General features: G+C 64.0%; 20 protein-coding genes and 1 pseudogene. 11 read left to right on the top strand and 10 right to left on the bottom strand.

The window, feature by feature from the left end:
• Positions 1–212: 212 nt before the first annotated feature.
• The 8 genes and pseudogenes from ACVILI_RS02050 to ACVILI_RS02015 all read right to left on the bottom strand — a co-directional run bounded on the left by ACVILI_RS02050 (position 213) and on the right by ACVILI_RS02015 (position 7,415).
• Positions 213–1,244 (bottom strand): peptidoglycan -binding protein, encoded by a 1,032-nt coding sequence (locus tag ACVILI_RS02050; protein ID WP_019861763.1) that lies wholly within the window; start codon positions 1,242–1,244, stop codon positions 213–215.
• A 1-nt stretch (position 1,245) separates the two neighbouring features.
• Positions 1,246–2,272: pseudogene (locus tag ACVILI_RS02045) on the bottom strand (MotA/TolQ/ExbB proton channel family protein).
• A gap of 104 nt (positions 2,273–2,376) precedes the next feature.
• Entirely contained in the window at positions 2,377–3,063 is a 687-nt protein-coding gene (gene trhA, locus ACVILI_RS02040) for a PAQR family membrane homeostasis protein TrhA (RefSeq protein WP_038650286.1), read from the bottom strand.
• Between the two features lie 101 nt (positions 3,064–3,164).
• On the bottom strand, positions 3,165–3,965 hold the full coding sequence (locus ACVILI_RS02035; RefSeq protein ID WP_019861759.1) for an inositol monophosphatase family protein: 801 nt from the start codon (positions 3,963–3,965) through the stop codon (positions 3,165–3,167).
• Between the two features lie 24 nt (positions 3,966–3,989).
• Positions 3,990–4,556, bottom strand: a complete 567-nt coding sequence (gene efp / locus ACVILI_RS02030; RefSeq protein WP_019861758.1) for an elongation factor P — start codon at positions 4,554–4,556, stop codon at positions 3,990–3,992.
• A 130-nt stretch (positions 4,557–4,686) separates the two neighbouring features.
• The gene (locus tag ACVILI_RS02025) at positions 4,687–5,682 is read right to left on the bottom strand and encodes a tetratricopeptide repeat protein (protein ID WP_084791697.1); all 996 of its coding nucleotides are present in this window, start codon (positions 5,680–5,682) and stop codon (positions 4,687–4,689) included.
• A 46-nt stretch (positions 5,683–5,728) separates the two neighbouring features.
• Positions 5,729–6,376 carry a thiamine phosphate synthase gene (locus ACVILI_RS02020; protein WP_027047496.1) on the bottom strand — a complete coding sequence of 216 codons (648 nt, stop codon included), beginning with the start codon at positions 6,374–6,376 and terminating at the stop codon, positions 5,729–5,731.
• A 133-nt stretch (positions 6,377–6,509) separates the two neighbouring features.
• Positions 6,510–7,415, bottom strand: coding sequence for a DMT family transporter (locus ACVILI_RS02015; RefSeq protein WP_038650281.1), 906 nt, complete (start codon positions 7,413–7,415; stop codon positions 6,510–6,512).
• Positions 7,416–7,548: 133 nt separating this feature from the next.
• Here ACVILI_RS02015 and ACVILI_RS02010 point away from each other — a divergent pair, with 133 nt between their 5' ends.
• The 3 genes from ACVILI_RS02010 to ACVILI_RS02000 all read left to right on the top strand — a co-directional run bounded on the left by ACVILI_RS02010 (position 7,549) and on the right by ACVILI_RS02000 (position 9,704).
• Entirely contained in the window at positions 7,549–8,007 is a 459-nt protein-coding gene (locus ACVILI_RS02010; RefSeq protein WP_240564706.1) for an Lrp/AsnC family transcriptional regulator, read from the top strand.
• Positions 8,008–8,089: 82 nt separating this feature from the next.
• Positions 8,090–8,818, top strand: a complete 729-nt coding sequence (locus ACVILI_RS02005; RefSeq protein WP_019861751.1) for a class I SAM-dependent methyltransferase — start codon at positions 8,090–8,092, stop codon at positions 8,816–8,818.
• 115 nt (positions 8,819–8,933) lie between these two features.
• Positions 8,934–9,704 carry a sulfite exporter TauE/SafE family protein gene (locus ACVILI_RS02000; RefSeq protein WP_019861750.1) on the top strand — a complete coding sequence of 257 codons (771 nt, stop codon included), beginning with the start codon at positions 8,934–8,936 and terminating at the stop codon, positions 9,702–9,704.
• Positions 9,705–9,746: 42 nt separating this feature from the next.
• On the opposite strand, the gene ACVILI_RS01995 is transcribed toward ACVILI_RS02000, so the two are convergent.
• Positions 9,747–10,298: a DUF2269 family protein gene (locus ACVILI_RS01995; RefSeq protein WP_038650278.1), complete on the bottom strand. Its 552-nt coding sequence runs from the start codon at positions 10,296–10,298 to the stop codon at positions 9,747–9,749.
• Between the two features lie 329 nt (positions 10,299–10,627).
• Between ACVILI_RS01995 and ACVILI_RS01990 the strand changes: the two genes are divergently transcribed.
• The 8 genes from ACVILI_RS01990 (at position 10,628) to ACVILI_RS01955 (ending at position 16,030) form a co-directional block, all read left to right on the top strand.
• Positions 10,628–11,008 carry a hypothetical protein gene (locus ACVILI_RS01990; protein ID WP_019861748.1) on the top strand — a complete coding sequence of 127 codons (381 nt, stop codon included), beginning with the start codon at positions 10,628–10,630 and terminating at the stop codon, positions 11,006–11,008.
• 377 nt (positions 11,009–11,385) lie between these two features.
• A complete protein-coding gene (gene rcdA, locus ACVILI_RS01985; protein ID WP_038650276.1) occupies positions 11,386–11,919 on the top strand; it encodes a protease adaptor protein RcdA in 534 nt (177 codons plus the stop codon).
• A 93-nt stretch (positions 11,920–12,012) separates the two neighbouring features.
• On the top strand, positions 12,013–12,522 hold the full coding sequence (ruvC, locus tag ACVILI_RS01980) for a crossover junction endodeoxyribonuclease RuvC (protein WP_038650273.1): 510 nt from the start codon (positions 12,013–12,015) through the stop codon (positions 12,520–12,522).
• A 56-nt stretch (positions 12,523–12,578) separates the two neighbouring features.
• Positions 12,579–12,848, top strand: a complete 270-nt coding sequence (locus ACVILI_RS01975; protein ID WP_038650271.1) for an AbrB/MazE/SpoVT family DNA-binding domain-containing protein — start codon at positions 12,579–12,581, stop codon at positions 12,846–12,848.
• The gene (locus ACVILI_RS01970; protein WP_019861744.1) at positions 12,826–13,245 is read left to right on the top strand and encodes a type II toxin-antitoxin system VapC family toxin; all 420 of its coding nucleotides are present in this window, start codon (positions 12,826–12,828) and stop codon (positions 13,243–13,245) included. Before ACVILI_RS01975 ends, ACVILI_RS01970 begins: the two co-directional genes overlap by 23 nt.
• A gap of 27 nt (positions 13,246–13,272) precedes the next feature.
• On the top strand, positions 13,273–13,893 hold the full coding sequence (gene ruvA / locus ACVILI_RS01965) for a Holliday junction branch migration protein RuvA (protein ID WP_038650268.1): 621 nt from the start codon (positions 13,273–13,275) through the stop codon (positions 13,891–13,893).
• A gap of 43 nt (positions 13,894–13,936) precedes the next feature.
• A complete protein-coding gene (ruvB, locus tag ACVILI_RS01960) occupies positions 13,937–14,974 on the top strand; it encodes a Holliday junction branch migration DNA helicase RuvB (protein ID WP_010912034.1) in 1,038 nt (345 codons plus the stop codon).
• A 159-nt stretch (positions 14,975–15,133) separates the two neighbouring features.
• Entirely contained in the window at positions 15,134–16,030 is an 897-nt protein-coding gene (locus ACVILI_RS01955; protein WP_027047495.1) for a metallophosphoesterase, read from the top strand.
• A 15-nt stretch (positions 16,031–16,045) separates the two neighbouring features.
• Here ACVILI_RS01955 and ACVILI_RS01950 read toward each other — a convergent pair whose 3' ends face one another.
• On the bottom strand, positions 16,046–17,299 hold the full coding sequence (locus ACVILI_RS01950) for a glycoside hydrolase family 5 protein (RefSeq protein ID WP_457102293.1): 1,254 nt from the start codon (positions 17,297–17,299) through the stop codon (positions 16,046–16,048).
• Positions 17,300–17,310: the final 11 nt, after the last annotated feature.

Here is a 17,310-nt window from a genome sequence, read left to right as displayed (position 1 = left end):
CTTTCGTCTACCTTCCAGCCGCGGGCCGTCGGGTTCCGTCGCGTCGCGATGGGAGGCATCGCCGGCGGTTCTCGGCCCTGGGCGGCAAGCTAGGAGCGCTCCGGCGCGAAGTGTAATTAAAAAAAGATAATCTTTTCAGGCCTTGCCGGCTCCGGTCTGCGCCCTAGAGTTGAGCCGGCGAACAAATTCGCGTGAGTTCGCGTGATGAGAAATCAACGTTCGGTGAGCTTCAGTTCAATGCGGCGGTTCTTGTTGCGCGCCTCGTCGGTGTCGGCGGGGTCGAGCGGCTGGAATTCACCAAAGCCGGCGGCGACCAGGCGGTTGGCCGGCACGCCGTTCTCGATCAGGAACTTGACCACCGAGGTCGACCGCGCCGTCGACAATTCCCAATTGTCGCGGTAGCGGCCGGTGCCGGAGAGCGGCTTGTTGTCGGTATGGCCGTCGACGCGCAGCACCCAGTTGATCTCGGGCGGGATTTCCTTCTGCAACTCGATGATGGCGTCGGCGAGCTTCTTCATCTCGACCTTGCCGGCATCGTTGATCACCTCGGAGCCGGTCGGAAACAACACTTCCGACTGGAACACGAAGCGGTCGCCGACGATGCGGATGTTTTCGCGATCGGCGAGGATCTCGCGCAGGCGTCCGAAGAAGTCGGAGCGGTAGCGGTTCAATTCCTGCACGCGCTGCGCCAGGGCGACGTTCAGCCGGCGGCCGAGATCGGCGATCTTGGTGTTGGAATCGCGGTCGCGGGCTTCGGACACATTGAGGGCGTCTTCAAGCGCGCCGATCTGCTTGCGCAGCGCGGCGATCTGCTGGTTGAGGATCTCGACCTGGCTCAGCGCCTGCTGGCTGATCTGGCGCTGGCTGTCGAGTTCACCCGAAAGCGCCGCGGCGCGCTGGTTGGCCTGGTCGCCGGCGCCCGCGCCTTGCGCCAGCAACTGTTCGAGCCGGCTCTTCTCCGCCTCGGCCGCCGACAGCGACGCCTGCAGATTGGCCAGCGAATCGTCCTTGTCCTGGGCGGTCGAGCGCTCCAGCGCCAGCAACTGGGTCAGTTCGTTGATTTGCGAGTTGAGACGGGCGAGCACCGTATCCTTGCCGGAAATCTCGCGGCCGAGCAGGAACTGCGCCAGCACGAAGACGGTGAGCAGGAACATAATGGCCAAAAGCAGCGTCGACAGCGCATCGACAAAGCCCGGCCAATAGTCGATGCGGCGATCGGTACGCCGGCCCCTGGCAAGCGCCATGTCAGTGCACCCCGGGCTTCTTCAGGGCGTCGGCAATCTTTTCCAGCGTGTTGCGCATCGCCTTCTGCTCATCGGACTGGGCCTCGACCCAGTCACGCATGATCTGCTGCTCGGAGCGCATGTTCTTGACCAGGCCGGAAATGCCGTCGGCGAGATTGGCCATCGCGGTGGCGACGCGCGGATTGGAGCCGCCGCCATTCTCCTGCATGCTGCGCAGCCGCTCCGACAACAGACGGATCTCGTCGGATGGTTCGCTCTTGGCCGGATCGGAGACGACGATGTCGGAGGAAAGATCGGTGACCGAGGACAGCCAGTTCTCAAGCTCGGTGTAGAAGCGCGTCTGGGCGCGGCCCGCCTGCAGGTCGAGGAAGCCGAGCACGAGCGAGCCGGACAGGCCGAACAGCGAGGACGAGAAGGCGGTGCCCATGCCGGCCAGCGGCGCCGACAGGCCCTGTTTCAAGGAATCGAGCACCGCCGCGGCGTCACCCGTGCCGGGGTCGAGCGATTCGATGGTCTCGCGGATCGAGCCGATCGTGTTCAACAGGCCCCAGAAGGTGCCGAGCAGGCCGAGGAACACCAGGAGGCCGACCAGGTAGCGCGAGGTGTCGCGGCTTTCGTCGAGGCGCGTGGCGATGGAATCGAGCATGGTGCGCATCGAGGAGGTCGAGAACGCCATGGTCGAGGAGCGGCCGATCATGGCTTTCATCGGCGCCAAAAGCACCGGCTCGGTGGTCTCCGAGCCGGCGCGGAAGGAGTTGAGCCAGCGCACCTCGCGAAACAGCCGGCCAACCTGGGCGAAGGCAAGCAGGATGCCGACCGCGAGCACGCCGATGATCAGGCCGTTGAGGCCCGGGATTGGTGACGAAGGCCGTCGAGATCTGGCGGGTCAGGATGGCGGCAATGAAGGCGACGATGGCCAGGAAGATGACCATGGTCAGCAGGAACACCTGCGGACTCGACAGTTTATGTGGATCGTAGATCAGTACGTCGGAGCGCCTGCCCATGCCGAAGGATCTGAGAAAAGCCATCCGTGCCCCGTTTTCGCTGCCGCTGCCGCCGATCACGTCGTTCGCGACTCTAAACGGAATTGTGACCAAATTGAATGGCGCTTGGCAATATTGCCGCAGGCGGATCAGAAACGGTTTATCACCAGGCAGTCGACCATGGCCGCCAGATGCAGGCCCGCGCCAGTGACGACGAAGCCGTGCCACAGGGCGTTGTGGAAGCGCAGACCCTTCCAGGCGAAGAAGATGACGCCGCAGGAATAGACGACGCCACCGGCGACGATGAGCACGATCGACGTCGTCGGCAGCGTCTCGACGAGCGGCTTGACCAGGACGATGCCGCTCCAGCCGATGGCGAGATAGAAGACGATCGCCAGCCGGTCGAAACGGCCGGGAAAGCACACCTTGATGGCGATGCCCGTCGCCGCCGCGATCCAGACCAGCACGATCATCCAGCGGGCCAGCGGCGAAGCGTCGAGCTGAGCCAGAAAAGGCGTGTAGGTGGCGGCGATGAGAAGATAGATCGCGGCGTGATCGAAGCGCCGCAGAACCCATTTGGCCGGTGACGTCACCGGCCACAGATTGTAGGCCAGCGACACCGAGAGCACGGTCAGCAGCGAAACGACATAGAAGGCGGCGGCAATGTACTCGCCCGGTCCGACGCGAAACGCCGCCAGCGCCAGCAACGCCGAGCCGGCCGCGATCGCCAGCACGATGCCGACCGCATGGACAATGCCGTCGGCGATCATCTCCGCGCGGGAGTAGTGCCAGCGCCCGACAAAGGGGATTTCGAGTTGCGGCGGGATATTGGTCATCGATCGTCCTGCGTCACCCTATATCTGGGCAACCGCCGGACAGTATTTCAAGCTTAGGTGGCGGTTTTGCGACTGCGGCCGTTCAGCGCGGCGGGAGGGCTTTAGCGGGATGCCAGGGGCTTTTTCACCGTCTTCAGCAGCGCACGCTGGATGACCTCGTTGCCGGCAACGACGGAGCCGTTGTCCAGCATGTCCTGCCCGCCATCCATGTCCGAGACGAAGCCGCCGGCTTCGCGGATCAGGAGCATGCCGGCGGCAATGTCCCAGGCCGACAGGCCGGTTTCCCAGAAACCGTCCATGCGGCCGGCAGCGACATAAGCGAGATCGAGCGCGGCGGAACCGAGACGGCGCACGCCCGAGACCTCGGCCATGACGTTGCGCAATTCCACGAGGAAATTGCCGTGGTGGCCGCGTCCCAGATGCGGCATGCCGCAGCCGATCACCGTGTCGACCAGCTTGATGCGGCCGGCCACGCGCAGCCGGCGGTCGTTCATGAAGGCGCCGCCACCGCGCTCGGTCGTGTAGAGCTCGTCCATGGCCGGATTGTAGATGACGCCGGCGACGATCTGGCCCTGGCGCTCCAGCGCGATCGAGACGGCGAACAGCGGAATGCCGTGCAGGAAATTGGTGGTGCCGTCGAGCGGATCGACGATCCAGCGGTGCTGGCTGTCTTCGCCTTCCACCGCGCCACGCTCTTCCATCAGGAAACCGTAGCCCGGACGCGCCTTCGACAATTCGGCAAAGATGATGTCCTCGGCCTTGCGGTCGGCCTGGCTGACATAGTCGCCGGGTCCCTTCAGCGAGACCTGCAGGTTCTGGACCTCGCCGAAGTCGCGCGACAGCGAGCGGCCGGCCTTCATTGCGGCCTGGACCATGACGTTGAGAAGGGCTGAGCGTGCCATCGTATGTCTTCCTGCTGCAGCGCGTCAGTCGGCGCGGCGCACGTAAGTGATTTCGTTGGTGTCGACGATGATGCGTTCGCCGGCGCCGATGAAGGGCGGCACCAGCACGCGGATGCCGTTCTCCAGCACCGCCGGCTTGTAGGAGGATGCCGCCGTCTGGCCCTTCACCACCGGGTCGGCCTCGGTAATGGTGAGGGTGACATAGTCGGGCAGCGAAATGCCGATCGGCCTCTCCTCATAGAGCTGGACCGTCACCATCATGCCGTCCTGCAGGAAGGCGGCGCGGTCGCCGACGAAATCCTTGTTCAGTTCGAGCTGTTCGTAGCTCTGGGTGTCCATGAACACCAGCGCGTCGTCCTGTTCGTAGAGGAAGGAGAAATCCTTCAGGTCGAGGCGGATCTGTTCGACCGTCTCGGCCGAGCGGAAGCGCTCGTTGAGCTTGGTGCCGTTGATCAGATTCTTCAGTTCGACCTGGTTGTAGGCGCCGCCCTTGCCGGGCTTGACGGTGTTGGTCCTGACCGCCACCCACAGGCCGCCATCATGCTCGATGACGTAGCCGGGACGGATTTCGTTGCCATTGATCTTGGCCATGATGATGGGATCCGGAATGAGATTTTCGCTGGGACAAGCGATTTAGGGGCTCCCAAGACCACAAATCGTCCGGAGAGGCAAGGGAGCGGGCAGCAATGGACCCAGCGCCGGGCGATCGCACCTGCCGCCATCAGGGCAGGCGGTTTGCCTTCTGCAGGGCCTGCTTGGTCTGGTCGTCGCTCAGGCCCTGCAGGAAATCGTCCATGTCGGGATCGATGAGACCGGCGCGGCGGGCGACGACGTACCAGGCGCCGGCGAGCACCAGGTCCGGGTCTGTACCGATGCCTTGCATGTAGAGTTTTGCCAGCCGGTTCTGCGCCGCGACGTTGCCGCCCTCGGCTGCCTGCTTCGTCCAGCCGAAAGCCGATTTCAGGTCGCGGGCGCCGCCGCGGCCCTCGATCATCCAGGCGGCGAGATCGATCTGCGCGGTGTCGTAGTTCTGCCGCGCGGCCTGCGCGAGAAAGCGTCTCGCCTGCGCGTCGTCGCGCGGCTTGCCGCCGACGCCGTTGGCATAGATCTGGGACATGGCGTATTGCGCGTCGGCGAGGCCGGTCGCGGCGGCGCGCTCATAATAGGAAACCGCCTTGGTCAGGCCCGCGTCGCCGGGATCCTGCTGGACCAGCATCTGCGCGAAATTGAACTGCGCCAGCTGGTTGCCGGCTTCGGCGGCGGCCTGCATCAGGGCGTAGGCCTCTTTCGGATCCTTCTTGACGTAACGGCCGTCGAGCAGCATCAGCGCATACTGGAACTGCGCCTCAGGCACACCCTGTTCGGCGGCAAGCGCATACCATTTCGAGGCTTCCGCCGCATTCAGCGGCACGCCGAGCCCGCGCGACAGGATCTCGGCCACCAATGTCTGCGCCGCCGGGTCGCCGTTCTGGGCGCGAGTCAGCGCCAGATTATAGGCCGTTTTGTAGAGCCCGCGCTGGAAAGCGCCATAGGCTGCGTCCGCCGGCTTGGCGCCGAAGCGGTCGGGATTGATGCTGTCGACCGAGGGCAGCGGTGCCGGCTCCGCCGTGGTGGCGGGCTGCGGCAGCTGCTTTTCGATCGGCTTGTCGGTGTGCACGCCGTTTTCAGGCTTGGGCTGCGGCTGGGGTACGGTTTCGGCGGCGGCGGCCTGGATCATGACCGCTGCAAGCAAGGCCTGAAGGGGAAACCTTACCGGAGCCACATCAGTCCTCGAAGCGCGGCGCGGTTTCGTCGAGCAATGCGTTGGCACGGGCCACGGCGGTTTTCGGATCGACGCCCTCGGCGAACACCGCGCTCGACAGCGCGACGAACTCGGCGCCGGTGGCGGCCACGTCCTCGACGGAAGCCAGATCGGATCCGGCCATGACGATGCAGGGGATCTGGATCATCTGCGCCCACCACTCGCCCAGCGACAGGTTGCGCGGATGCGGCTCCGGCTTGTTGTCGTAGCCGAAGCGGCCGAAGAAGATGTAGTCGGGCCTGACCTCACCAAGCTCGAGCGCGTCGTCGCGCTTCTTGGCACCGCCGGCGCCGACCATCATCTTCGCCTGGAAATGTTCGATCGTCTCGGCGAGTTCGGCCTTGGATGTCTCGACATGGATGCCGTCGGCCTGGACACGGCCGGCGATGCGGGTGTCGCCAGCGATGATCACGGCCACGCCCGCGGCCTGTGCCGTCGGCACGATCTGTTCGGCAAAGGCCTGGAAGGAGGCCTCGTCCATGCCGTTCTCGGGCAGGATCAGCGAAGCGACGTCGCCGCCGTCGAATGCGGTGGCGATGCGGGCGGCCGGCACGCCGGGCGGCGCGATCAGCACGATGCGGCAACGATTTGGGGGTGTGGCGTCGTTCATGGTTCTTCGATCCCGGATTTCGCCTATGCCGGGCGAAGATGGTTGCATTGCGGCATAGAGCAAACTGCCCGCTTTGAACAGGCTGGCAGTCGGGATCGCGTTTCCTGGCCGCGGGGCGGCAGGCGTGCCTGCCCTACTTGGCCGGCCCAGGGCTCGCGGTGACCGGGTTCGATTTCCACAAGGACCAGCCGAGGTTCATGCCGGCGGCAGCCACCAGGATGGCGCCGGCGCCGGCGACCTGGCTGAGATGCAGCCGATGGCCGAAAGCCACTACATCGACCAGGATGGCGACCACCGGATAGATGAAGGATAGTGATCCCTGCAGATGCGTCGGCAGCTTCTGGATCGCGCCGTACATCAATATGTACATCAGGCCGGTGTGGACGATGCCGAGCGTCGCCAGCATCGCCCAGCTCCACGGGTCGGCGGGAAGACGCGAGAGATGGGCGAAGGGCGCCAGCATGACGACGCCGACGCAGACCTGTATCAGCGCGATCAGATGCGGCGGCGTGCCCTTGAGCTTCTTGGTGACGATGGCCGCGACGGCCCAGAAGAAGGCCGCGGCCAGGGCCATGAGGATGCCGGCAAAATAGTTGGTGCCGACATCGCCGGAATCAGGTGTGGCCTCGACGATGAGCACCATGCCGGCAAAGGCTATTGCCAGCCATGTCAGCTTGGTCAGCGTCAGCCGTTCGGCGAAGAAGAGTGCACCGAAGCCGACCAGCATGAAGGGCTGGGTGTTGTAGACGGCGGTGGCGATCGAGATCGACGCGCGGGAGAAGGCGCTGAACAGGAGCAGCCAGTTGATGACGATGGCCGCGCCGCCAAGCGCGGCGAGGCCGATGACGCGCGGCGGCAGCCTGCCGCGCAACAATCCCAGACAGGCGCAGATGATCAGCAGCGTCACCGCGCCGAACGCGCAGCGCCAGAACACCACATCCATGATCGGCTGGCCGGACATGACGACGAACCATCCGATCGTCCCGAGGATGGCCATTGCGGCCGACATTTCGACCGTGCCACGTACCGTATCGTTCATGATAACCTCTGAGCCCATTTTGAGGCGGCATAATCTCATGCGGGTTGGACGCTTTCCATCTGATTGGAAAGGCTGTATGGAGGCCTGACCTAATTATATTAGGTTCCTGCCACGAATTTGTGAGAAATCTGAAATGCTTGACGATCTCGACCGAAATCTCCTCGAAATCCTGGTCAGGGATGCGCGGACCTCGCTGAAGGAGTTGGCCGCCCAGGTCGGGCTGTCGTCGCCAAGTGTTTCGGAGCGGCTGCGGCGGCTCGAGGAGCGCGGCGTCATCCGGGCGTTCACCGTTGAAATCGATCCGCTGGCGCTCGGCTATACGCTGCAGGCGATCGTGCGTATCCGGCCTTTGCCGGGCAGGCTGCACATCGTCCAGAAGCTGATCGAGGAGATCGCCGAGTTCGGCGAATGCGACAAGGTGACGGGTGACGACTGTTTCGTCGCCCGGCTGTTCGTGCGCTCGATCGGCGACCTCGACGGCATTCTCGACCGCATCGCCGACAAGGCCGAGACCAGCACCGCCATCATCAAGGCGCAGCCGATCCGGCGGCGGCCGCCGCCGCTCGGGGCGCCGTCGGCCCCGTCGTCTTGACTCCACATGGCTGTGGTGGACAGGCGCGACCAGTCCACTAAATGTCAGCCCGCCGGATGATTGGCTGAGAGACGAGGTAGACATGGCGCAGAATATCTACGACCAGCCGGATTTCTTCGCGGGCTACAGCCAGCTTGGCCGGTCGATCGACGGCCTGGAAGGCGCCGCCGAATGGCCGTCGCTGTGCGCCATGCTGCCTCAAGTGGGCGGCTTGCGGATCGTCGACCTCGGCTGCGGTTTCGGCTGGTTCTGCCGCTGGGCGCACGAGCATGGGGCGAGCCATGTCTTGGGGCTGGACGTGTCGGAGAAGATGCTGGCCCGGGCGAGGGCCGCCGGCCCGGACACCGGCATCACCTATGAACGGGCCGACCTCGACAAGCTCGACCTGCCGCAAGACAGCTTCGGTCTCGCCTACAGCTCGCTTGCGCTGCATTATGTCGAGGATGTCGCGCGGCTGTTCGGGACGGTGCATCAGGCGCTGTCGGCCGGCGGCCATTTCGTCTTTTCGACGGAGCATCCGATCTACATGGCTCCGACCAGGCCGGGCTGGGCGGTCGATGCCGAAGGCCGAAGGACATGGCCTGTCGACCGCTATCTGGTGGAGGGCCCGCGCAAGACCGACTGGCTGGCCAAGGGCGTGGTGAAACATCATCGCACCATCGGCACGACGCTGAACGCGCTGATCCGGACCGGTTTCGCGATCGAGCATGTCGAGGAGTTCTGTCCGACAGACGCGCAGATCATGGCCAAGCCGGAACTCGCGGAAGAGCTGGAACGGCCGATGTTCCTGCTGGTCTCGGCCCGGCGATAAGGCACGAGCCGGACATTGGCAGGTGTTCGGCAACCGGCCCGCATTTACAGTCGCCCAAAGCGCAATTCTCGGCTATTCAGGCGATGACGCCTTCCCTCCAGACCAGTCCCTCCCCATGTCAGGCCTGCTTCTCGATCCGTGGTTCTACGCGGCTGCCATTCCGGCGGTCATTCTGGTCGGCCTGTCCAAGGGCGGGTTTGGCGGCGCTGTCGGTTTCGTCGGCGTGCCGCTGATGGCGCTGACCATGCCGCCGGTGCAGGCGGCCGCCATCCTGCTGCCAATCCTGTGCCTGATGGACATCGTCTCGGTTTGGACGTGGTGGGGCGTCTATGACCGCAAGATGCTGGTCGACATGATGCCGGGCGCCGTCATCGGCATCGGCATTGGCTGGTTGACGGCGGCCTTGGTCACCGAGGAAGCGGTGCGGCTGATCGTCGGTGCCGTCGCCATCATCTTCGTGCTGCGCTGGCTCTATCTGCAGTTCCGCCATGGCGCCGACCACGCCGCCGAACCCAACCGCGTGGCTGCCGCGATCTGGGGGACGGTCGCCGGCTTCACCAGCTTCGTCGCCCATGTCGGCGGCCCGCCCTTCCAGGTCTATGCGCTGCCGATCCGGCTCGACCCCAAGGTCCTGTCGGGCACGGCCGCGATCTTCTTTGCCGCGACCAATGCGCTGAAGCTCATACCCTATTTCGCGCTCGGCCAGTTCGACACCGCCAACCTGACGGCGTCGGCCGTGCTGATGCCGCTGGCGCCGCTTTCGACTATCGCCGGCGCCTGGCTGGTGCGGCGCATGCGGCCGGAGATTTTTTATCCCTTCACCTACGCGACCGTGGCGGTCGTGGCACTGAAGCTTTTGTGGGACGGCCTCGCCGGCCTGATTTAGACAGGCGAGGCGGCTGTTCGGCCGCTCTCACCGTCAGGGAGATCAGGCGGCGCTTTCCACCAGCCGGCGGCTTCCGCCGAAGGCCAGCGTGGCGCCGACCACCAGGACCAGTACCATGCCGGCGAGGATGCCGATGTCATGCGTGGTCGGCTTGAGCACCATGTCGGCGACGATCACCAGCATCACCGCATAGTCGAAGCGAGCCGCGCTCATCATGCGCTGGCCAATGGCAAGCACGGAAGGTGTCACGCCCTCCTTGGCGATCATCGCGCCCATGCGCTCGCCGGTCGGCTTGAAGATGAGCATGCCGATCGAGAAGGTCGTGGCGTAGCCTGCCAGGCCGATGATGATCCACAGGTCGGAGAAGCCGACCCAGAAGCCGCACATGATGAGGCCGAAGAGCAAGGTCAGCATCGACATCGGCGCGAAGAAAAGGCCACCCAACTGACCGCTGGCGCGCATCGCCTGCAACTTGTCCTCGATGTTGCCGGCGCGCTCGGCAAGCACGCCGAGGAGGAACAATACGAAGCCGCCGCCGACCCACAAAATGGCTGAGACGACGTGAAGGAATTTGACGATGGAATACCAGTCCATTGTTTGCTCCTGGGACATTTCTTGTTGTTCGCAGCCGGGCGGATATGCACCAGCCGTCAGAGGAGCGGGCGTTTAGCGTAGTGCCTGTTTCGGCACGATGTCGCGGAAAAACAGCTTTTGTTTCGGCGGTTTTCGATCAGCGCTGATTCTCGACAACCACCGATGCGCGGCTTCATTTTCTGCTATTGTCGGATGCGTCAGGGGGAGCGCGACATCGTCTGGAAACAGTACCGATGCTAGTGCGCCGAGGCCGGGAGCCCGGTGGCGACAGCAGACGCCGGACGATCAACCCATTCCCACAACGGGAAGAGGCAATGAGGGGGAACATTATGCAAGGGGTAGCACGCAATTTCTTCACGCTGGCCATCATCTATGCGCTGTGCGGCATGGCGCTCGGCATCCATATGGCGATCAGCGAAGACCATGGCCAGATGCCGACTCACGCTCACATTATGGTGGCAGGCTGGCTGATGTCGGCGGTCTTTGCCTTCTTCTACCATCTGTTTCCTACGGTCGGGCTAAAGACGATCGCCGTCGTACACTTCTGGCTGACCGCGATCAGCGGAATTGGGCTCATGATCGGCCTCTTCATTCTGCTTGCCGGCACGCCCGCAATAGAACCGCTGCTGGGGATAGCCTCGATCGGCTTCTATGCCGGCATGCTGCTGTTTGCCTTCATCGCTTTGCCGGTGGTCTGGAAGAAAGCCTGAGCCTGAAGCGAGCTTCGGGTCTGTGCTGTTACGGCACAGGAATGGGGCGTTCGGTCAAAAAACATCGGTGCCGTTAAAGGTTCATTAAGCTTTACAGGCGTTTACTATGCGCATCCAGTGATCTGGATTCTTACCGAGTGGTTGGAGCCACTTTGTTTGACGCCTCCCTGTTAAACTCCTGAGAGCCGCCTTATCCGCGGCTCTTTTTTTGTCCGCATTCCGGTGGCACGCCGGGTGTCGGTCCGCTGTTAACCTTCTGTTAAACATGTGCTTGCCTTCACCCCCGGCGAAGCGCATTTTCAAGCTTCAGTCAGATAGGGTGCCGGGTGTATCGGCAGTGAACCGAATCGGCCGGTTGCAAGTGCAGGGGCGTATCAATGAACGAGCCTTCGAAGGGCAGTGCGAAAACCGTCAAACTGGCGGAGCGCCGGGTTTTTTCGCATTCCTTCAAACCGCTCTACCAGGAAGGCATGGGGCTGGTCGAACAGGCGGCCGAGTATCTCGACGGCAAGGGCCGTGCCGAGGCCAAGAAGCTGTCGCGCCTGGCGGCCACGCTCTACGCGGCCGAATCGATGCGGCTGACGACCAGGCTGATGCAGGTTGCCTCCTGGTTGCTTTTGCAGCGCGCGGCCAATTCCGGCGAGATGACCCGCGACCAGGTCGCTTCGGAAAAGTCCAAGGTGCGCCTCGATACCGCTTCCGCGCATGACGAAGCCGCCGGCTGGGCCGAACTGCCCGAGGAGTTCCTCGACCTGGTCAACCGCTCGCTTCGCCTGCAGGCATTGGTGCGCCGCATGGACGACGAGATCTACGGCGCCGGCGCGGTAGTCGACATGCAGCCCATGGGCCGCCGGCCCAATCCGGTTTCCGACCAGATCAGCCTGCTCAACACGGCGTTCGCCCGCAACTGAGCGGCTTCGGAATATTTCCAGCTCGACAGGCCTCCGTTTCCGGTTTGTTCACATTTCGCTGGCATCGCTGTCCCCCGGAGGTAAAGTGACCGGATGGGGGACGTGATTCGCATCATCGGCATTGATCCGGGGCTCAGACGCACCGGCTGGGGCATCGTCGAGAGCCTCGGCAATTCCTTGCGCTTCGTCGCGTCCGGCACCGTGCGCTCCGAGGACAAGGCGGCGCTGGCGACGCGGCTCTGCCAATTGCATGACGGGCTCGCCGAAGTCCTGCATGCGGCAATGCCGCATGAGGCGGCCGTCGAACAGACTTTCGTCAACAAGGATGCCGTGGCGACGCTGAAGCTCGGCCAGGCGCGCGGCATCGCCATGCTGGTGCCGGCGCGTGCCGGCCTTGTCGTCGCCGAATACGCGCCCAATGCGGTGAAGAAGGCGGTCATCGGCGTCGGCCATGGCGACAAGAAGCAGATCCACATGATGGTGAAGGTGCTGCTGCCGAAAGCGACCTTCGATACCGAACACGCCGCCGACGCGCTGGCCATCGCGATTTGCCACGCGCATCACCGCCAGAGCGCCGCCTACCGGATGGCGCTTGCCGGCTAGCGATGTTCTTGACTTGTTCACGTTGAGCGGATAAGTAATACCTTGGAGGTATTACCATGCGCGTCACCACCAAGGGGCAAGTGACAATCCCCAAGCCGATAAGGGACCATCTGGGCATCGGTCCGGGTTCCGAGGTGGAGTTCGTGGCCACCGACGGGGGCGTTCAGCTGGTTGCCGTCAAGGAGAACCTCTCCGAGGAGGAGAAATTGCGCAGGCTCCAAGATGTCCTCGACCGGATGGAGGGGACGTTGGACCTGGGGGGCATGACCACCGACCAATACATGGAGTGGTCGAGGGGGCCGCGTGAAGATCTCGACGTTGATTGACACAAATGTCCTGATCGACGTTTGGGGACCAGCCGGGCCGATGAAAGAATGGTCGGCATCGGCGATCGCCTTCTGCCGCCGCGACGGTGCGTTGGTCGTCAATTCGATCATCTGGTCCGAGTTAGCACCGCTGATCGCGACAGAGGCCGCACTTCGAAAAGCCGTCGCCATGCTGGAGATGGATCGCGAACTTGTGCCCTGGGACGCGGCATTCCTTGCCGGCGTCACGCATTCCCGCTATCGCCGGGCCGGTGGCATCAGGGAAAGGACCTTGCCTGATTTCTTTATCGGCGCTCATGCAACCGTTGCCGGGCATCGTCTTTTGACCCGCGACGCCGCACGTTATCGCAGTTACTTTCCCGACCTCGACATCATTTCTCCGGAAACCCACCCATGAGGGCCCATCTTCCATGAAAGACCCGGCATGATAGGCAAGCTCAAGGGCACGCTGGACGAGATCGACGAGGATCATTGCCTCGTCGACATCCACGGCGTCGGCTATGTCGCCTATTGCTCGGCGCGCACGCTGGCAGCGCTGCCTTCGCCCGGCGAAGCGGTGGTGCTGTTCATCGAGACCTATGTGCGCGAGGATATGCTGCGCCTCTATGGTTTCCAGTCGCAGCTTGAGCGCGAGTGGTTTCGGTTGCTGATGAACAATGTGCCGGGTGTCGGCGCCAAGGTGGCGCTGGCCATCCTGTCGACGCTGGCCCCGGCCGACCTCGCCAATGCGATCGCGCTGCGCGACATCGCCATGGTTTCCCGCGCGCCTGGCGTCGGCAAGAAGGTGGCCGAGCGCATCGTCACCGAATTGAAGAACAAGGCGCCCGCCTATGCGGGCGCCGCCTCCGGCACCATCGGCCTGAAGCAGGAACTCGGTGAAGGTGTCGCCCCGGCCCCGATCACCGACGCGGTCTCGGCACTGGTCAATCTCGGCTATTCGCGCGACACCGCCGCCAATGCGGTGGCCGCGGCACTGAAGACGGCAGGCGAGGACGCGGATGCCTCGAAGCTGATCCGCTTCGGGCTGAAGGAACTGGCGCGGTGAGGGCTCGCTTGTCCCTCCTCTTGCCATATGCAAGGAAGACAGTATGAGCCTGTCGCCCCGTCTCATTGCGCCGGAAAAACGCGGCGAGGATGCCGATCAGACCTTGCGGCCGCAGACGCTCGCCGACTTTGTCGGCCAGGCGGCGGTGCGGGCCAATCTCAAAGTCTTCATCGAGGCCGCCAAGGGCCGCAACGAGGCGCTCGACCATGTGCTGTTCGTCGGACCGCCGGGGCTGGGCAAGACGACGCTGGCGCAGATCATGGCGCGTGAACTCGGCGTCAATTTCCGCTCGACCTCCGGACCGGTCATCGCCAAGGCCGGCGATCTCGCGGCACTGCTGACCAATCTCGAAGAAGGCGACGTGCTGTTCATCGACGAGATCCATCGGCTGAACCCGGCGGTGGAGGAAATCCTCTATCCGGCGATGGAGGATTTCCAACTCGACCTGATCATCGGGGAGGGGCCGGCGGCGCGTTCGGTCAAGATCGACCTCGCCCGTTTCACGCTCGTAGCCGCCACCACGCGGCTTGGCCTGCTCACCAATCCGCTGCGCGACCGGTTCGGCATTCCGGTGCGGCTCAACTTCTATACGGTCGAGGAATTGGAGCAGATCGTGCGGCGCGGCGCGCGCATCCTGCAAATGCCGCTCGGCGACGACGGCGCGCTGGAAATCGCGCGGCGCGCGCGCGGCACACCGCGCATCGCGGGGCGGCTGTTGCGCCGCGTGCGCGACTTCGCCTCGGTCGCCGGCGACGGCCATGTCGATCGCCTGATCGCCGACGAGGCATTGACCCGGCTGGAGGTCGACGCGCTCGGGCTCGATGCGCTCGACCGCCGCTATCTCTCGATGATCGCCCGCAATTTCGGTGGCGGTCCGGTCGGCATCGAGACGATCGCCGCCGGCCTGTCCGAGCCGCGCGACGCCATCGAGGACATCATCGAGCCCTATCTGATCCAGCAGGGTTTCATCCAGCGCACGCCGCGCGGCCGCATGCTGACGGCCAATGCCTGGCGCCATCTCGGCCTCGATGCGCCGAAGGATTTGGCGCAGCAGCAGATCAACCTGTTCCAGGAAGAATAGCCCCCAACCGTTCAGGCGCGGGTTCCCAGACCATCGATCAAGGATATGTGACCCGTCTTGCGCAAAATCTGCGCGTCCTCGCCGATTTGCCGGCGTAATCGTGGATTTTATCGGACGCGTGCGGGCAACCGCTGCGATCGAGGGGCCGGGAGCCAGTCCATGATCACCAGACGCGGGTTCCTGCGCTTCATCGGCGGGTCGTTCCTGACGGCTGCCGCGCTCGGCGCCTATGCGGTCGGCATCGAGCCGATGCTCTTGACCCATGTGAAGCGCTACGCGCTGACGCCGCCGCACTGGCCTGATGGCCTGAAGCTGCGGGTTGTGGCGCTCGCCGATATCCATGCCTGCCGACCCTGGATGACGCAGGAACGGATTGCTTCGCTCGCCGAAGACGCCAATGCACTGCAGCCGGACCTCATCGTGCTGCTGGGCGACTATATTGCCGGCATGCCGCTGGTGACGGGGCCGGTGACGCCATCGCAATGGGCGTCCGCGCTGTCGGGCCTCAAGGCGCCGCTCGGCGTGCTGTCGATCCTCGGCAATCACGATTGGTGGAACGATGGTTTCGCGCAGCGCGCCGGAGCCGGCCCGACCATTGCGCGCAAGGCGCTGGAAAAGGTCGGCATCCCGGTGCTGGAGAACGATGTCGTTCGCCTGGAGAAGGATGGCCATGGTGTCTGGATCGCCGGCCTGGCCGATCAGCTGGCGTTGCTGCCGGCCAGGAAGGGCGACGGGTTCAGGGGGCTCGACGATCTCGACGGCACGCTGGCCAAGGTTGGCGACACCGCGCCGATCATCCTGCTCGCCCACGAGCCTGATATTTTTCCGACCGTCCCGTCGCGGGTTTCGCTGACCTTGTCGGGCCACACCCATGGCGGGCAGGTGCGATTGTTCGGCTATTCGCCTGTCGTGCCGTCGCGTTTCGGCAACCGCTACGCCTATGGCCACGTCGTCGAGAACGACCGCAATTTGATCGTCTCAGGTGGGCTCGGCTTCAGCATCATGCCGGTGCGCTTCGGCGTGCGGCCGGAGATCCTGCAGATCGACCTCGGCTGATCTGAACAACGGCTCTCAGTGAAGCGAGCGGATCACGTCCATCACATCCGGCTCGACCTTGTCACTATTGAAGGCATCGACGATGCCGAAGGCGCCGCCATAACTCCACACCGACCATGAGAAACCATGCGCCTCGGCCCTGGCGATCATGTCCTTGACGTAAGCGGCGCGGTACGGCGCCGGCATCACATAGGCGTTGCCGTATTCCTGGCGGATCATGCCGAACTCGCCCAGCGTGATGTTTTCGGGCTTGATGCCGTTGGCCTTCGCCCATGCCTCGACCCTTTTGAACGGCGCGTCCATCAGGCCGAGCAGCTTGTCGGGGCTGTCCATGCGGGCGACCTGTTCGTCGAGATAGGCAAGCAGCCCGCTCTGCCGCGTCCACGGCGCCTCGGCCTTGATCCGGGCGCGGATGGTGTCGAGCGCCACGTCGAGCTGCGCATTCGGCACGGCATCAAGCGGATAGGGCAGGCCGGTCACATAGGGGATAAAGTCGCCGGCCCAGGTCGCGCCCTGGTGGGTGAGCAGGAACGGATCGTAGGAGTGGAAGGTCCAGATGACAATATTGTCGTCGGGGATCGCCTTGGGATCGATCTTCTCCAGGGACGAGGCGGCGGAATAGCAGGCTCCGGTCAGCACCAGCGTCAGTTTCCCAGCCGACGATCGTGCCGCGGCGAACAATTCGCGCTGGCGGTCCGGCCACAGGCTGGTGCCGTCGCTGTCGCAGTCGACGATCGGTTCGTTCATAAGCTCGAAGGCGACTTGGCCCGGATCTTCGCCGGCCAGGGTGCGGGCCATCTTGCGCACCATGTCGACGTAGCGGTCAAAGGTCCGCGGATCATCCATCACCTGCGCCATGCCGATCTTGCGGCTGCCGCCGGCCGGGATCAGGTGCATGTCGACGATCACCTTCAGGCCGGCACGGTTGATCATGCGCACCGAGTCCAGCACGCTGGCATAGAGGTCATGGCGCAGCGCCGTTGTCTGGTCGGACAGGAAAGGCGACGGGTCTACCGGCATACGCAGGAAATCGAAGCCTGCTTCCTTGAGCGCTCTGAGATCGTCATCTCCAAGGAATTTGCGCCATTCCGGATAGGGCAGTATGGTCCTGGCGTCGCCCCATTGATCCTCGCCGGGCCAGGTGACCCACTGGTCGAGATTGAGGCCGCGCTTCATCGTGAAAGTCGCTGCCTGGCCAGGCAGCACCAAGGCCATGAGCACCAGCAGCGCCGCCATCAAACTCTTGATCATCGCCGTCAACGGTGCCATCCGATGCTTTG

The sequence above is a fragment of the Mesorhizobium sp. USDA 4775 genome (assembly GCF_054062655.1).
The sequence above is the reverse complement of the archived record's forward strand: the minus strand, read 5'-3'. Positions and strand labels throughout refer to the sequence as shown.

What these genes read in the sequence shown, in the direction of transcription:
- ACVILI_RS01950 (WP_457102293.1), bottom strand. Translation starts at nt 17,299, where the DNA reads ATGGCACCGTTGACGGCGATGATCAAGAGTTTGATGGCGGCGCTGCTG.
- rcdA (WP_038650276.1), top strand. Translation starts at nt 11,386, where the DNA reads ATGAACGAGCCTTCGAAGGGCAGTGCGAAAACCGTCAAACTGGCGGAG.
- ruvA (WP_038650268.1), top strand. Translation starts at nt 13,273, where the DNA reads ATGATAGGCAAGCTCAAGGGCACGCTGGACGAGATCGACGAGGATCAT.
- ACVILI_RS02020 (WP_027047496.1), bottom strand. Translation starts at nt 6,376, where the DNA reads ATGAACGACGCCACACCCCCAAATCGTTGCCGCATCGTGCTGATCGCG.
- efp (WP_019861758.1), bottom strand. Translation starts at nt 4,556, where the DNA reads ATGGCCAAGATCAATGGCAACGAAATCCGTCCCGGCTACGTCATCGAG.
- ruvB (WP_010912034.1), top strand. Translation starts at nt 13,937, where the DNA reads ATGAGCCTGTCGCCCCGTCTCATTGCGCCGGAAAAACGCGGCGAGGAT.
- ACVILI_RS02010 (WP_240564706.1), top strand. Translation starts at nt 7,549, where the DNA reads ATGCTTGACGATCTCGACCGAAATCTCCTCGAAATCCTGGTCAGGGAT.
- ACVILI_RS01995 (WP_038650278.1), bottom strand. Translation starts at nt 10,298, where the DNA reads ATGGACTGGTATTCCATCGTCAAATTCCTTCACGTCGTCTCAGCCATT.
- ruvC (WP_038650273.1), top strand. Translation starts at nt 12,013, where the DNA reads ATGGGGGACGTGATTCGCATCATCGGCATTGATCCGGGGCTCAGACGC.
- ACVILI_RS02025 (WP_084791697.1), bottom strand. Translation starts at nt 5,682, where the DNA reads ATGATCCAGGCCGCCGCCGCCGAAACCGTACCCCAGCCGCAGCCCAAG.
- ACVILI_RS02000 (WP_019861750.1), top strand. Translation starts at nt 8,934, where the DNA reads ATGTCAGGCCTGCTTCTCGATCCGTGGTTCTACGCGGCTGCCATTCCG.
- ACVILI_RS02005 (WP_019861751.1), top strand. Translation starts at nt 8,090, where the DNA reads ATGGCGCAGAATATCTACGACCAGCCGGATTTCTTCGCGGGCTACAGC.
- ACVILI_RS02050 (WP_019861763.1), bottom strand. Translation starts at nt 1,244, where the DNA reads ATGGCGCTTGCCAGGGGCCGGCGTACCGATCGCCGCATCGACTATTGG.
- ACVILI_RS02015 (WP_038650281.1), bottom strand. Translation starts at nt 7,415, where the DNA reads ATGAACGATACGGTACGTGGCACGGTCGAAATGTCGGCCGCAATGGCC.
- ACVILI_RS01955 (WP_027047495.1), top strand. Translation starts at nt 15,134, where the DNA reads ATGATCACCAGACGCGGGTTCCTGCGCTTCATCGGCGGGTCGTTCCTG.
- ACVILI_RS01990 (WP_019861748.1), top strand. Translation starts at nt 10,628, where the DNA reads ATGCAAGGGGTAGCACGCAATTTCTTCACGCTGGCCATCATCTATGCG.
- ACVILI_RS01975 (WP_038650271.1), top strand. Translation starts at nt 12,579, where the DNA reads ATGCGCGTCACCACCAAGGGGCAAGTGACAATCCCCAAGCCGATAAGG.
- ACVILI_RS02035 (WP_019861759.1), bottom strand. Translation starts at nt 3,965, where the DNA reads ATGGCACGCTCAGCCCTTCTCAACGTCATGGTCCAGGCCGCAATGAAG.
- trhA (WP_038650286.1), bottom strand. Translation starts at nt 3,063, where the DNA reads ATGACCAATATCCCGCCGCAACTCGAAATCCCCTTTGTCGGGCGCTGG.